Annotated in this window: 5 protein-coding genes; 1 reads left to right on the top strand and 4 read right to left on the bottom strand. The window is 69.7% G+C overall.

The features are described from left to right. Positions 1-84: 84 nt before the first annotated feature. Both AB0J97_RS13065 and AB0J97_RS13070 read right to left on the bottom strand, forming a co-directional pair. The gene (locus tag AB0J97_RS13065; protein WP_364087801.1) at positions 85-1125 is read right to left on the bottom strand and encodes a hypothetical protein; all 1041 of its coding nucleotides are present in this window, start codon (positions 1123-1125) and stop codon (positions 85-87) included. A 143-nt stretch (positions 1126-1268) separates the two neighbouring features. Continuing rightward, a complete protein-coding gene (locus tag AB0J97_RS13070) occupies positions 1269-2054 on the bottom strand; it encodes an SAM-dependent methyltransferase (protein WP_357696892.1) in 786 nt (261 codons plus the stop codon). 47 nt (positions 2055-2101) lie between these two features. On the opposite strand from AB0J97_RS13070, the gene AB0J97_RS13075 reads away from it, so the two are divergent. Continuing rightward, the gene (locus AB0J97_RS13075; protein ID WP_364087804.1) at positions 2102-3409 is read left to right on the top strand and encodes an MFS transporter; all 1308 of its coding nucleotides are present in this window, start codon (positions 2102-2104) and stop codon (positions 3407-3409) included. Between the two features lie 93 nt (positions 3410-3502). Here AB0J97_RS13075 and AB0J97_RS13080 read toward each other — a convergent pair whose 3' ends face one another. Together AB0J97_RS13080 and AB0J97_RS13085 are read right to left on the bottom strand one after the other, a co-directional pair. Next, a complete protein-coding gene (locus AB0J97_RS13080) occupies positions 3503-4903 on the bottom strand; it encodes a hypothetical protein (RefSeq protein WP_364087806.1) in 1401 nt (466 codons plus the stop codon). A gap of 29 nt (positions 4904-4932) precedes the next feature. Beyond that, positions 4933-15471 carry an RHS repeat-associated core domain-containing protein gene (locus AB0J97_RS13085; RefSeq protein ID WP_364087808.1) on the bottom strand — a complete coding sequence of 3513 codons (10539 nt, stop codon included), beginning with the start codon at positions 15469-15471 and terminating at the stop codon, positions 4933-4935. Positions 15472-16075 lie beyond the last annotated feature (604 nt).

Below are 16075 nucleotides of genomic sequence, written 5' to 3' on the forward strand. Positions count from 1 at the left end.
ACTCACCATGACCTTCACAGAACGGAGCCCGATCCTCGCACGGCCGCCCCGACAGGGGGTACGCCCCCTGCCGGGACGTCCGGATCAGCCGGACATGGTGGTGATGGCACCGGTCCAGCGGTTGGCCGCGTCCCGGTAGACCTGGAACAGGGCGCTGTCGAAGTACGGGGAGACGCCGGTGTCGTACCGTTCGTCACCGTCGGTGTCGGCGACGCCGATCGTGAGGCCGGTCAGGTAGCCCGCGCGGGTCTCCTCGTCGTACCCGCTCACCCACGCCGACCCCAGCGAGCCGTCGCCCGTGAACGGCGAGTCCACCCCGATGGGCCGGTCCATGCGCGGCGGCCTGGTGGTCCGCACGGCGAACGTCGGCCCGGTCGAACGTTCGAGGGTCCCGCCCGTGTACGGGCCGGTGCCGTCGGGATGGACCCCGGCGGGGTAGCCGAAGACGTCGGCGACGGGCGGGAGCGGCTGGTTGACCGCCAGCCCCATGCCGCCGACCCGGTCGCCCAGGCGTCCGACGTGGGTCAGCACGTCCGGGGCGGACAGGACGACGCCGCTGTGGACGGTGGCGAAGGCGTAGTCCCGGTCGAAGTCGCGGATGTCGTCGAAGTCGTAGTGGGAGATGCCCTGCTTGCCGACGTACAGGCCGAACGGGGTCGCGCCGTCGGAGTACGCCGGGACGAAGATCCACTTGCCGAGCGCGCCCATCGGTGCCTCGACGTCGAACACGCAGTGGCCCGCGGTGGCGACGAGATTGCGGTAGTTCGACTGCACCGAAGTGCCGGTGCACCAGTGGGGCTGGTTGTCGCTGCCGATGAAGAACACCTTGCCGGACGTCACGGCTCCGTCCCCTGGCGGGTCCTCCGGCCCGATCGGGGAGATGCTGACCGGCGGCCCGTCGGGAACGACCCCGGTGGACAGGCGTTCACCGGCGGCCACGGTCAGAACGGTGTACGGCGTGGCGTTCCGCAGGTTGGCGGCCCCGTCGGCGAGCCAGAACCGGGCCACCTCCCTGGCCTGCTCCACGACCGGGGCCAGCGGGACCGTCGCGACGGTGGCCGCCCGCGCGGGGCCCGCCACGACAACGGAACCCAGCAGGCTCAACCCGGCGACTGACGCGATCATCGTACGCCTCAAGGACATCTCTCCCGTCCGGTGGAGCCGGCCGCTCCGCACGGCCGGCGATCACCGAGATCGTAAGCACGACCGACGGCGGAAGCCCACGGTTTTTAGATCACATGTTCGAAACGGGTTCGAAAGCGCGCGGATCAGGACTGCTTGCGGCCCACCGCGCACAGGTGGTAGTCGCCGTGGATCGGGGACGGGTCCGTGTCCGGGTCGGGACGCCACTCGCGGGTGTTGACGATGCCCGGCTCCAGGAGGTCGAAGCCGTCCAGGAGGGAGGCGAACACCGACCGCCTGCGGGCCGTGAACGGCGAGGTCGCGTTCCGGTAGACGGCGCTGACGTCGTCGGCCTTGCTCGGCATGGTGTCCGGGGCGACGTGCGTCAGCACGATGTGGCTGCCCGCCGGCAGCAGGTCGCGGTAACGGTGGACGATGCCGACCGGGTCCTCGTCGTCGGTGACGAAGTGCAGCAGCGAGACCACGAGCAGCGCGATCGGCCGGGAGAAGTCCAGCACCTCGGCCGCCCGCTCCATGACGGCCTCCGGCCGCCGCAGGTCGCCCTCCTGGACGGTGACGTCCGGCGAACGGCCGAGCAGGGCACGGGAGTGGGTCAGCACGACCGAGTCGTTGTCCACGTAGACGATCTTCGCGCCCTCGACCACCTCGTGCACGTGGCCGGCGGTCGGCAGCCCCGACCCGATGTCGAGGAACTGGTCGACGCCCTCCTGCCGCAGGTGGCGCACGGCGCGCTGCAGGAAGGCCCGGCTGTTGCGCGCGTCGCCCCTGATCTCGGGGATGATCGACAGCACCTTCTCCGCGGCGTCCCGGTCGGACGCGAAGTTGTCCTTCCCGCCGAGGTAGTAGTCGTACATCCGCGCCACGTTGGGCACCGCGGCGCTGACGCCCGGCGGGACTCGGTCACTCATCATGCCCCAAACCTAGACGATCTAGGGCTGACGTTGGGATGATCTCTGCCATGTTAGGTCTCGACGCCTCGACGGGCATCAGCAGGACCAACCTCTGGGCATGCATGGGGCTCGGGCTCCTCGGCACGGCGGTCATCACGTTCCTGCCGGCCGCCCAGCCGTACCTGCTCACCGACGCGCTGGGGCTGTCCGGCGACGAGCTCGGCCGCACCACCGGCTACCTGCAGATCGCCGCCGAGGCGGCGCTCATCCTGAGCCTGGTCTGGTACGGCGCGCTCGCCGACCGCATCGGCCGGCGGCCCGTCGCCGTGGCGGGGCTGCTGCTGTGCGCGGTCGGCGCGGCGCTCTACCCGTTCGCGGGCAACGTCGTCGTCCTGGTCGCGCTGCGGGTCGTCTTCGCCCTCGGGATCGCCGCCCTGAACGTCACCATGTCCGCGATCACCGCCGACTACGTGCGCGACCACGCGCGCGGCAAGGCCTACGGCTGGCTCGGCCTGTTCAGCGGCATCGGCGCGGTGATCGCGGTGCTGGTGCTGGTACGCCTGCCGAACATGCTGGAGAACGGCGGCATGGAAGCGGCCACGGCGGCACGGGTGGGCTTCCTGGTGGTCGCCGGCCTGGTGCTGCTGGGCGCGCTGGCCCTGCGCGGCACGCTCGCGGCCGGCCCGGCCGCGCCCGTCGAGCAGCGCGTCGGGCTGGCGCGGCTGGTCGGCGAGGGCGTGCGGCTGGCCCGCGATCCCGGCGTGGCGCTGTCGTACGCGGCGTCCTTCGTGGCCAGGGCCGACCTGGCGCTGGTGGCGAGCTTCCTGTCGTTGTGGATCGTCGACTACGCCAAGGCCGTGCGCGGCATGTCCGCCACCGAGGCCCTGGCCAAGAGCGGCGCGATCGTGGGCATCGCGTACATGGTGATCGTGGTGGGCGCGCCGCTGTTCGGCTGGCTCGGCGACCGGATGCGCCGGCAGGACGTGGTGATCCTGGCCCAGACGCTGGCCGCGGCCGCGTACCTGTCGACGCTGCTGGTCAGCGACCCGCTCGGGCCGGGCATGATGCTGGTGGCGGCCGCCATCGGCCTGGGCGAGATCGGCGTCATCACCACGGCGGGCCCGCTGCTGGCCCAGCAGGTGCCGGCCCGCTACCGGGGGTCCAGCTTCGGCGTCCAGACGCTCTGCGGCGCGATCGGCATCTTCGTCATCTCCGGCGTCGGCGGCTGGCTCTACGACCTGTGGCGTCCCGCGGCGCCCTTCGCGCTGTCGGGCGCGTGCGGCCTGCTGGTCGCCCTGTTCGGCCTGGCCGTCCGCCGCCGCGTCACCGCCCACCCGGAGGTCGCTCCGGACCCCACCCCGGACCGTACGGCCTGACCGCTGACCCGGGCGAACCTTCGGAAGGGCGTCCGTCCCGCTGAGCCCGCTGTGGTGGAGCGCGAGCGCGGCGTTCGTCGGCGCATGGGGTCGTCAGCGCATGGAGCAGACGGACAGGACGCCGGAGGCGTCGCCGCCGTAGCGTGTCCAGTCCGCGTCTCCCGCGAACCTCGTCCACTCCTCCCTGGTGAGAGGGTCCCCGCCACCGGCCTGCGAACACATCGCTCCCAGGGGATCCGCCATGACGCGGTCCAGGTCGTGGAGGTCCCAGAGGAAGATCCCGCGGTAGGGGTCGGCCATGAGGGCGACCCGGCTGTCCGCGCTGAGCGCGACGGCGTTGACGTCCTCCGTGTTCCCCTTCAGCGCGGCGAGCCGGACGGGCCGCGCCGGGCGGGAGAGGTCCCACAGGAACCCGTCGCCGAGGCTGGTGCCGAGGAGGGCTCTCCGCCCGTCGGGCGTCAGGGCGATCTGGGTGACGTCCGGAACATCCATGCCACCGGTCTCTCCAGGAGCGGCGGGATTGTGCAGATACCACGCTCTCACCCGTTCGGCGCCGGCGACCAGAGCGATCCGGCCGTCTCCGCTCATCCCCAGCGCCTCCGTGAGACTGCCGGGAAAGGCAGGGTCGGCTGACCTGACGGGATGCTTGGGGTCCGCCAGATTCCAGACGACCGTCGAACCCCGTTCCCCGACGGTGACGGCCGTGCGGCCGTCACCGCTCAACGCCAGATCCTGGACGCCGTCATGGCCGGCCTCGATGACCGAGGACCGGACCGGGCGGGATCGATCGGCCAGATTCCACACGAGCAGGTCGCCGTCATCGTCGGCGACCAGCGCGGTACGACCGTCACCGGACAGCGCGATCTTACGTGCCGCCCCGCCCTTCGCCCTGCCCTCGAGGGTGGTTCCGCGGACGGGACGGGCCGGGTCGGTGAGATCCCAGACGATCGCGGAGCCGTCATCACCGCCGATCAGCGCCGTCCGCCCGTCGGCCGACAACGCCACCGCGGTCACCTCCTCAAGCCCTTTCAGCACGGCGAGCCGATCCGCCTTCTCGGTGATGTCCAGATCCAGCCAGGTGCGAAGGTCGAACACGCTCACGCCGTCCGTGCCCTTTGTGAGAGCGATCCGCCCGTCGGTGCTCAGGGCCATGGCCTGAACACCGGTGGGGGTGGGCTCCGCCAGATGTGCGCGCCGCCACATGAGCAGGGTGTCCGTCAGCCCGGCACGGGTCTGCTCGTCGGCATGGAGTGCGACGGCGGCCGCCCCGAGTTTCCGTGCCTTGACCGGATCCGTGTCGCGCAGTTCAGCGGCATGGAGCGCGAGCAGGCGGGCCACGGCCAGACGTTCCTGGCTCGACGCCTTGTCATGCTCGCGCTTCCAGGCGAATCCGCCGGCCCCCACGCCGAGAACCAGGCAGAGAGCAAGCACCATGGCGAGACGACGGCCGGAGCGGGGTGAACTGCGCCTGGCCTCGGCCGGATCATCCGTCATCTGCTCTCCGTCAACTTCGTCGTTCCGGCTCACAGCGGCGCATATTTGGTGTCTATGATGTGCGCGTACTCAGGCTTGCACACGGTCGCGTATTTGCTGAACTTACAGTTGCTCGTCTTGGTGATGACGGCGATACCGGAGCCCTCGCCGTGCGACCTGCTCCCGCTGCTGGCAGCGGCGATCGCATTGTCCTGCATATCTTTGAGCACTCCGTTGATGATGTCGATCACCGCCTTCACCACCCCGCAGCCCGCGGCGACGAGCGGCTGTTCGACGCCCATGACGGCCGCGCAGATGTCGAGCCCGGAGCTGATGATGACCATCGGCAGCTCTCCGCCCTTCTCCAGGGTCCCCTTGTCGTCGTCGCTCAGGTAGGTGACGCACACGCCGCCGCCCTTGCCGTTCTCGCAGATGGCGTAGGAGACGTCCTGCCAGCTTTCTCCTTGCGTGCAGTTACTGCCTCTGAGCCCCTTGAGATCCTTGCAGTCCTCAAGGAACGAGTTATAGGTCTTGCCGCAGATCCCCTTTTCGGAGAGGACCTTCTGGTTCACGCTGTCCCGGCAGTGGAACAGCACGTTCACTCCGAAAGCGCATTCGTTCGCCGACATCCCGCGGCCACGCTTGTAACAAGACAGGAACTTGTCGTCAACATCGTCACACTTGACGTTGGTGTGCTTCTTGCAGCGGAAGACGACCTCCGACATGGTGCTGCATCCTGGATCGTCGCCTCTCTTGTCGGCACGGCACGAGTAATAGTCGAAACGCACGTTCTCGCAACCGCCGACCCCCTGGCCGTATCCGGGACGCGAACCGTTCTCGGCTCCGAACATGCAGCGGCGAACCTCACGTCCCGCCCCGGAGCAGACGTCGTCACTCTTGCGCGACTCGTAATCGCTGCCCTTCCGGCAGGTGACATATTCGTCGGCGAAGGACCCGCAGATCTTGGCGCTTCCCTTGTAGTTTCCGGCACGGCGCTCGTTGCGGCAGTCGACGTAGTCGTCCTTCATGTCCTGGCAGATGTTCTTAGCGGTCTTGCCCTTGTTCTCCTTGGTGCAGCTCGTGTATTCCTTCGCCGCGTCCTTGCAGATGGGATCCTTGCTCTTCTTGCCGCCCTGGGGGCAGCTCAGCGCCTTCATCGTGGCGCCGCCCGCCGACGTGGCGATGCTCAGGCCTCCGGACTTGTTCCACAACATGTTCTTGACCATGCTGGCGAGCTTGCCCATGACCTTGCTCAGAGCCTTGTGGCCGTCAGGGTCGATGTTGGTGAGGGGGTTGTCGTTGGCGTAGGCGTAACGGTTGAGCTGGACGCTGGGGTCCGCGTTCTGACTCAGCGTGTCACCCGAGACGAAGCTGCCCGTACTGGGTTGGTACCAGCGAGCGGCCATGTTGATCTTGCCGGAGTCCGGGTCGGTGTAGGCGCCTTGGTAGCCGAGGGCGTGGGCGTTGCCGGTTCGGGTGATGACCTCACCGAAGGGGTCGTAGGCGACCGAATCGATAAGGGAGGTGCCGTCCGCCTTGAACGCCCCGACGAGGTCGCCGCGCAGGTCGGAGAAGGCGAGCTGGGCGCCCGCGCCGTCGCTGATGCCCAGCGTGCGGCCCAGCGCGTCCCGGCCGAAGGCCGCTCGCACGACATTGGCGGCATCCGTCACGCACACGAGGTTGTCGGACAGGCCGTCGTAGACGTGGCGAGTGGTCTGCTGCCCTTGAGTGCGGGTTTCGACCCGATCCAGGCCGTCGTAGTGGTACGTGACGCCGTCGTCCTGCACAAGCCGGTCGAAGGCGTCGAACTTGGTCAAGCGCACGATTCCGGCTGAGTCCTCGGCCAGGGTGCCGCGCGCCGTGTAGGTGTAGGAGTGGCCGTCTCCCGACGTCAGGCGGTTTCGCTCGTCGTAGGTGTAGGTCTTGTCGCCGGCCTTGGTCCGGTTGCCGGCCGCGTCCCAGCCGTAGTCGGTCTTCTTGCCGTCCGGGGCGGTCCACGAGGTGAGCCGGTTGGCCCAGTCGTAGGTGTAGGTGTTGGTCCCGGCTCCCGCCGTACCGCTGGTGGTCTTGGCGACGAGGTTGTCGTCCAGGTCGTAGCCGTACTCGATCGAGGCGATGGCGCCACCCGACGAAGTCGTGAGCTCGTCCTTGGTCAGCCGGTTCAGACCGTCGTAGGCGTAGGAGCGGCGGGCCCCCGAGGCGCCGTAGGCCATCGACGTCAGGCGCGAGGCCTTGTCGTAGACGTAATCGATGGAGGAGGCGCTGACGGGGTCCACCGTCTGGGTCAGCCGATCGGCGTCGTCCCAGGTGAAGCTGGTGGTTCCGGTGACGTCGACGCGCTGGGCGAGCCTGTTGTCGGCGTCGTAGGCAAAGGCGTTCAGGTCGCCGCCCGTTCCCGCCGCCTTGAGCAGCAGGCCGCGATCGTTGAGCGTGAAGCTCAGACCGTTCGCCGCCACCATCCTGCCGGCCTGATCGTAGCCGAACGTCTTGTCCTCGGTGGCGACCTCGGCGCCGGTGCCGGACTGCTTGGTCAGCCTGTTGAGCTCGTCGAACACGCGGTCTACGCGCACTCCGCCGGGAACGAGGCTGGTCACGGGGTTGCCGGCCGCGTCGTAGGCGGTGGTCCAGGTGCGGTCGGACACGTCAGGATGGGCCGCGGTGCTGGGCTCGATGACCGATTCCGCCAGGCCAAGGCTGTTGTAGGTGGTGAAGGTGGCGTTGCCTCGGCCGTCGGTGGAGCGCGTCGGACGACCAACGGCGTCGTAGCCGAAGCTCGTGGTGATCTTCTCGGTGGCCGAGATCGGCTCCTGACGCTCGATCAGCCGGTTCGCGCCGTCGAACACCTGGGTGGCGGTATGGCCTTCGGCAGAGGTCTGACTGATCGGATTGCCGGCCAGGTCGTAGTCGGCTCTCCTGGTCCGCAGCACGCTGCCGTCGGCGTCCACCTCTTGGATCTGGGTCTTCCTGCCCGCCAGGTCGTAACTGGCAGTGCTTGAGCGGCCCAGCGGGTCGGTGGTCCTGGTGGTGCGCCCGGCCAGGTCGTACGCGAACGTGGTGGTGTTGCCCAGCGCGTCGGTTTCGCTGACGAGGGCGCCGGTCGCGTCATAGGCACGAGTGCTCGCGTCGCCCGTCGGCCGTGTCGTCCTGGTCACACGGTCGGCGTCGTCGTACTCCATCCTCGTGACGTATACCGCCTGCGACGGCTTGCGCTCGATCGTGGTCAAGGTGATCTGCCGGCCCAGGTCATCGTAGGTCGACTCGGACCGGGCCCCGGTGGGATCGACCGTCCAGAGTGCCTCCCCCAGCAGGTCGAAGCCGTAAGTCCACACGCCGGCCGGGGCCGTACCCGCCTTGGGCGCGGTGACCTGCACCTTGCGGCCGAGCCCGTCGTACACCGCCGTGGTCGTCTGGCCGCGGCGATCCGTCGAGGTGATCAACTGACCCGCGGCGTCGTACGCGGCACTCTCCTTGGGGGTGAGCGGCTGGCCCCCTGGCGGGGTGTAAGCGGGGAACACCTGCTCGACGACGCGTCCGGCCCGGTCGAACGCCGAGGTTGTGGCGCGGCCTTCCGCGTCGACCTGGTGCGTCTTGTCGCCGAAGGTGTTGTAACCCATCTTGGCCGACGGCCTCATGGTGGCCGTGGGGGCGCCGGCGCGTTCGATCGTGATGGACGGCAGCTGAACCTGTGCGACCTGACCCGCCTCATCGTAGGAAAGGGTGGTCGTGAAGGCTGCGGGGTCAGCGCCGGGCGCGTTGCCGCGCGGATCGGTCGTCGAGGTGACCAGGCCGCGGTCGTCCACGGTGAAGCTGGTCACGAGATCTTGACCGCCGTTGTGGACGACCTGCCGGATCGGCCGGTTCGCCTCGTTGTAGGCGTACTCGCTGACCTCCGTGCGGCCGCTGCCTGCGGCGGTCATGCTGATCTTGGTCACGTTGTCGTTGGCGTCGTAGGTCATGGCGGTGACCCGGTTCAGCCGCGCCGGATCGACCGTCTGGGAGACGAGCCGTCCGGCCGCGTCGAAGGTCGCGTCGACCTGTAGCGTTCCCCCGTCGCTGGTCTGGCTCGTCAGGTTGCCGGCGGCGTCGTAGGTTCTGGACTCCAGCACGACGTCACGAGGGGCTGTGGAGCCGTTCAGCCTGACATTCTTGGCGATCTTCTCCGCGGGCATGTTGTCGTCGTAGTAGGTGTAGGCGGTGGTGCGGCCCAACGCGTCGGTCTGCGACGCCATCCGCCCGGCCGGGTCGTAGGCGTTGGAGGTCATGACCAGGTCTGCCGCCTGTTGAGGGGTGACCGGGCTACCGGTCCAGCCCTTGAGGGTGGTCGTGGCCCATTCTCCGCGCGGCGTGTATCCGTAGGCGAAGGTCGTGCCGCGCTCGTCGGTGAAGCTGATCTTCTGGCCCTTGTGGTCGTAGGCGAAGCGCTGGACCCCGCCCTCCGGGCCGGTCGCGGTCTCTACGCGGCCGTAGACGTCGTAGGTGTAGGCAGTGGCGCGAGTGCGGTCGCCGCCGGTGACGTCCGCCAGCGACTCGGTCAAAGGCAGGCCGTCCGCGTCGTACGTTCCGGTCCACAGCGAGGTGTGCGTCACTCCGGTGACGACGTTCTTCACCCCGGTGCCGGTACGGGAGGTGACCCTGCCCAGCGCATCGTAGACGACGTTCGTCTTGACCCCGTCGGGGAACGCCTGCGAAATCTCGCTCACCGTGACCGCGCGGCCCAGCGCGTCGTGCTCGTACTTCTTGGCCAGTCCTCCGGGGCTGGTCTGGACCGCCAGGTCGCCCGCCGCGGTGTAGGTGTAAGTGGTCTCGTTGCCCTTGTGGTCCTTGGCCGACTTCAGCAGGCCCGCCGGGGTGAGCCCGCCTCCTTCGGCGGGCTCGGTCCCGTCGCTGTAGGTCTTCACCGTCGTACGCCCCTGCGGGAAGTCCGAGGTGGCAGGGATCGTCTGCTTGATCTGCTCGCCGAAGGAGTTGAAGACCCACGAGGTCTGGTACGTCTCGTCCGCCGGCGCGGACGACCGCGCGTCCCGACGGGCGTTCTCAAGGTCGTTGCGCGGGTCGAAGGGGTTGTCGATGTTCAGGTAGTAGGCGTGGTACTCGGTGGAACAACTGGTGGCGGTCCGGCACGTCTTCTTCGACAGCAGGTTCCCGCGGCTGTCGAACGCCGTCTCCACGACGTTCCCGTTGGGGTCGAAGATCTTCGCCGGATAGCCGCCGACGTCGTAGGTGAACCGGCTGGTCTGGCCGAGCTGGTCGGCCTTGGAGATCGGCCGGTTGCCGCGCAGGGCGTCGTCCACGAAGGTCAGCGTCTTGTCGTGCGGGTCCGTCACCGTGGTGGTGGCGAAGACGAGGACGTTGGTCTCCCTGCTGTAGACCGGGGCCGACAGCTTCCAGGTTCCGCCGTTGGCGTCGGTGTGCTGCGTCAGCCGCCCGCCGTCGGCCGCGTAGACGTTCTCCGCCTCCGTACGGCCCGCCGCGGTGACCGACTTGACGAGCTGCGGCTGCGGCGAGCGCGCCGCGTAGTGGGTCTTGACGACCTGGGCACCCAGCGGCTTGCCGTAGACGGCGACCTCGTCGATGTCACCGGCGAACGGGAAGACCGCGGTGGTTCCCGTGGTGGCGGGCCAGGCGGAGGAGCCGTAGCCGGAGCCGATGCGGGTCTCGTACTGGTTGTAGTGCTCGATCTCACCGGCGAGGGTGCCGACGGCCTGGCCGTCCAGGAAGAGGGTCTGTGTGTCTTCCGCGCCGGACAGGACCACGTGGTGCCAGTTGCCGTCCTTGACCGAGACGGCGGAGGTGATCGGCGTGGCGGCCTTCGTGTAGAACTGGCCGCGGAGCTTGCCGTCCGTGCCGACGTACAGCACGGGGGTGAAGGCGCTGGGGGTGTCGGTGGAGTTCTGGTAGCCGAGGATCGTCCCGGACCCCGTGGTCCTGAACCACGCCTCGACGGCCACGTTGCCGCCTTGGCCGTTGACGGCGGACTGGGGCAGGGCCACGTACGACGAGGTCGCGGTGCCCTTGAAGCGCATGGCGGTGTCGGGCGAGCCGGTGAGGGCGCCTGGCACGGCCGCGACCACGTCGGGCGTCGTGCCGGTGAGCTTGGCCTCCTCGCCCGGCTCCGGCTGCCAGGGCGTCGCGCTGTCGATCTTCGTGCCGTTGGCGGTTCCGGTCTCGTTCAGCCGCCAGTAGCCCTCGGGGCCGGTGTCGAGCACGGCGCTGCGGTAGCGGGAGGCGTCACCGTAGCTGTAGACGGAGCACGCCGTCGTCGTGCTCGGCGGGCAGACCTTGACGAGCTTGTCGCCGTCGTAGGCGTAGGTCCAGGTGAGCGGCGCGCCGCCGACCGGATCGGTGGAGACGGCGGTGACATGGGCGCCGGTCCAGGTGAAGGTGAGCGACCTGCCGCCGGTGGCGGTGGCCTTGGCGAGCTTGCCGTCGGCTCCGTAGGTCAGCTCCTGGGTGTGGTTCCGGTTGTCGGTGACCTTGGTGAGCCGACCGGCCGCGTCGAACCAGTAGGAGGTGGCCGACTTGTCCATCAGCCGCCAGCCGCCCCCGGTCACGTCGGCGAGGGTCGCGAACACCCCGGGCGGCGACGCGTAGGTGGCCTCCGCGGGAGTGCGCGGGGTTTCGCCCTTCCGGACGGCGAAGCGGTGCTGCTCCCCGCCGGGATAGGTGATCAGCACGGACGAGGTCTTCGGCTCGGGCTCGACCCGCATGTCCCAGCGGGTGGACCAGCCGACGCCGAAGGCGGAATCGGGCCGGAGGTCCAGACTGTTGTACGTGCGCGCCACCGACAGTGGCGGCCCCACCACGGTTACCGATGCGTCGATCGCCGCAGTGGTGTAGTTGCCGGTCGAGTGGTCGAAGGCGAGCCCGTCGCTCCCCTCCCCCAGGGACGCGTTGATGCTCCCCTGCTCAGGAACGGGGACGAAGGCCCGCCAGGAGGACGTCACGGTGGTACCGCCGCCCATCGCCTTGGCCTGCCACCAATACGTCTGTCCCCACTTCAATTTGTCGCCCGGCACCGTCCAGGCGCCCGACTTGCCCCAGTCCGGCGATGTCTCGCACCAGGACCAGGTCGGTTGCTTGCCCGCGCAGACCTGGAACCAGTACGTCACCTCCGTCGCCGGGTCGGCCGGACGCGCATGAGCCGACAGGGTGGGAGTGAGCGTGCCGACACGGGTGTTGTTGGCCGGCGAGAAGGTCTCGAACGGCAGCGCGTTGATCTTCGCGGACTGCCATTCCGACCACGGCCCGCCGACTCCGGACGTGGTGACCGCGCGCACCCGCCAGCGGACCAGCCAGCCCTCCCGCAGCTTGTCCGACGGCACGCTCAACCAGGCCTCCCTGCCGGAGGCGGCCGGAGTGGTACCGGTTGCCGCATAGATGGAGCCCTTGCCCTGCTCAGGCACGGCGGGGTCGTGCTCGATCTCGACGCCCAGGTTCATCGCGCGGTTCTCGGCGTCGGTGACCTTGGCGTACACGGACGGGGTCAGGGACTGCGTGGTCCAGGAGGCGGTGCCGCGGGTGGCGGGGTCCAGGCCGGGCGCCTCGGCAGACGGCTTGGTCAGGTCGACCCGCGCCGTCTGCCACTCGATCCAGGGGCCGGCGACGCCCGTGGTGGTCTCGCCGCGCACCCGCCAGCGCACCCGCCATCCGTCGCGCAGCTTGCCGGCGGGCACCTGGAGCCACGCGGTACGGCCGGACGCCGAGGACGCGCTTCCCCTGCCGCTGTAGATCAGCCCGGAGCCCTGCGCCGGAGCCGAGGGATCATGCTCGATCTCCACGCCCAGGAAGGACGCGCGGCTCTCGGGGTCGGTGACGGTCGCGTACACCGACGGAGTCAGTGAGGGCAGTGTCCACTGACCGGCGCCGGACGTGCCCGGCGTCATGCCCGGGGCGGCGGCCGACGGCTTCTTCAGGTCCACGCTCGCGTACTGCCAGGCCGACCAGGCGCCGGCCGTCCCGGACGTGGGGACGCCGCGCACCCGCCAGCGCACCCGCCATCCGTCGCGCAGCTTGCCGGCGGGCACCTGGAGCCAGGCGTTGGAACCGGACGGGTAGGACGTCGTGTCCTTGCCGGCGTAGATCAGCCCGGTGCCCTGCGCGGGGACGGCCGGATCGTGCTCGATCTCCGTCCCCAAGGAGGAGGCGGCGCCGTTCGAGGTGGTGATCTTCATGTAGAGCCAGGGGGTGAGCGAGGACAGCGTCCAGGTGCCCGTGCCCTGGGTGGCGGGCATCGCGCCGAGGCCCGCCCCGGCCGGCCTGCCCACCTCGATCATGCCGAACTGCCATTCGGACCAGGGGCCGGTGATCGGCGTGGTGCCCGGGATCACCGCCCGCACCCGCATCCGGACGAACCAGCCGTCCTGCAGTTTCCCGGCCGGCACGGTGACCGCCGAATACGCGGACGAGGACGACGTCACCGGCCCGGTGCCGGACCAGATCAGCCCGCTGCCCTGGGCGGAGACCGACGGGTCGTGCTCGACCTCGACCGCCAGCGCGCCGTACCGATCCGACGGATCCGTGATCCGGCCCTCGAAGGTGGGTGTGGCCGACGAGAAGGACCACAGGGTGCTCTCGGACGCGGGGGAGCCCCACCAGCTCTCGACGATCGGCTTGGTGGTGTCGACCCTGCCCAGCCGCCATTCGGACCAGGGGCCGGTGATCGGCGTGGTGCCCGGGATCACCGCCCGCACCCGCATCCGGACGAGCCAGCCGTCACGTAGCTTCCCGGCCGGGACGGTCGCCGTCGAGTACGCCGACGTGGCCGACGTCACCGATCCGGTCGCCGCCCAGATCTGCCCGCTGCCCTGGGCGGGAACCGACGGGTCGTGCTCGACCTCGACCGCGAGCGCGCCGTACCGGCCCGACGGATCCGTGACCCGGCCCTCGAACTGCGGCGTCAGGGAGGAGAAGGTCCAGGTCGACGCCTCGCCCTCCATGAGCGGCCCGGCCCACCACGACTCCACCACCGGCTTGGTGGTGTCGACCCGCCCGGTCCGCCAGGCCGACCATGGTCCTGTGACGGGAGAGCTGCCCGAGGTCACCGCGCGCACCCGCATCCGGACGTGCCAGCCGTCCTGCAGCTTCCCCGCCGGCACGGTGACCGCCGAGTACGGGGACGAGGACGACGTCACCGTGCCCGTGCCGGACCAGATCTGTCCGCTGCCCTGGGCGGGAACCGACGGGTCGTGCTCGACCTCCACCACCAGCGAGCCGTTGCGGCCCTCGGCGTCCGTGATGCGGCCCTCGAACCGCGGCGTCAGGGAGGAGAAGGCCCAGGTCGACGCCTCGCCCTCCATGAGCGGCCCGGCCCACCACGACTCCACCAGCGGCTTGTGGGTGTCCACCTTTCCGGCCTGCCATCCCGACCACGGCCCTGTCACCGGCGTGGCACCGGGGATCACTGCCCGCACCCGCATCCGGACGTGCCAGCCGTCCTTCAGCTTCCCCGCCGGAACGGTGACCGACGAGTACGCGGACGTGGCCGACGTCACCGTGCCCGTGCCGGACCAGATCAACCCGCTGCCCTGCCCGGCGGCGGACGGATCGTGCTCGACCTCCACCACCAGCGAGCCGTAGCGGCTCTCGGCGTCCGTGATCCGGCCCTCGAACTGCGGCGTGAGGTTGGAGAACGTCCAGTCGGACGACTCTCCCTCCATGAGCGGCCCGGCCCACCACGACTCCACCAGCGGCTTGTGGGTGTCCACCTTTGCGGCCTGCCATCCCGACCACGCTCCCGTGACGGGTGTGGCGCCCGGGATGACGGCCCGCACCCGTATCCGGACGCGCCAACCGTCCCGCATCTTCCCGGCCGGCATCGAGACCGCCGAGTACGACGACGTGGCCGACGTCACCGGTCCCGTGCCCGACCAGATCAGCCCGCTGCCCTGGGCGGGGACCGACGGGTCGTGCTCGACCTCCACCACCAGCGAGCCGTACCGGCCCGCAGGATCCGCGATCCGGCCCTCGAAGGTGGGGGTCACACTGGAGAACGTCCAGTCGGACGACTCTCCCTCCATGAGCGGCCCGGCCCACCACGACTCCACGAACGGCTTGTGGGTCTCCACCTTTCCGGCCTGCCAGCCCGACCACGGACCGGCCACGGGCGAGCCTCCCGTGGTGACCGCGCGTACCCGCATCCGGACGAGCCAGCCGTCCTGCACCTTCCCGGCAGGCATGGCGACCGACGAGAACGAGGTCGAGGCCGACGTGGGCGTCCCCGTGGCCGACCAGATCAGCCCGCTGCCCTGGGCGGGAACCGACGGGTCGTGCTCGACCTCCACCACCAGCGAGCCGTACCGGCCCGCAGGATCGTTGATCTGCCCCTCGAAGGTGGGGGTCACGGTCGGGAAGGTCCAGGTCGACGACTCGCTCTCCATGACGGGATATGCCCACCAGGAATCCACGACCGGCTCGGCCGCCGCCCGTGCGGCCGCCGTCCTGCCCGCACCCCGCGTGATGGTCGCGGCCCTGCCGAAGGCCGGGCCCTGCGGCCCCGCCGATCCCCCTGCCGCGTCCTCGCCCTTCCCTGCCGGATTCCCTGGAGGTGGCGGAGGCGTCTTCAGCCCCGCGACGTCCGGCTGCTTCATCATGTGCGGGACGTCTACCGGCAGCGCCCCCGGGACACGCCCGTCATCGCCCGCGCCCCCGCGACCGGCCTTGGCTCTTGCCCTCGTCGCAGCAGTGTCGACCAGGTGCGGCAGATCCTTGGCCGTACCCGTCTGCTGCACGGGCGCGTGGGTCGAGGCCCCGTCCGAAGGCGACGCGGGAAGAGGCAGGCGCACCGGCGACACCTCCGCGAGCGCGGGCATCGTCGAATATCCCAGGAAGGCCGGCAACATGACCACGAGCAGAATGAGAGCGAGGCGGGCGAGCCGCCGTTCTCGCGGCAGGGACGCGATTCCCGGAAGGCCGCGCTCCGTTCGATTTCGAGCAGCATGCATCCCCACGGCGACCACTCCAAGCTGAGGGAAGGGCACGCTCGTGGCAGGCCCTGGAGGCAAATAAGGCGAAAGTAAATAACGACCAACGCCTATTTAGACCGAGCCGATGCGTTTATGGAAGATGATCAATCGGGAAATCGAGGCTGCCCATTCCGGAGGGACGGCTCCGGCGCCATCGGCGCTGATCAAGGACGACGACCGGACGCCGTGTGATGCAGATCACTCTCCAGCGCGGTGCCGACACGGGACGGGA

It is taken from the genome of Nonomuraea sp. NPDC049607, from assembly GCF_040675375.1.
Classification (GTDB): domain Bacteria; phylum Actinomycetota; class Actinomycetes; order Streptosporangiales; family Streptosporangiaceae; genus Nonomuraea.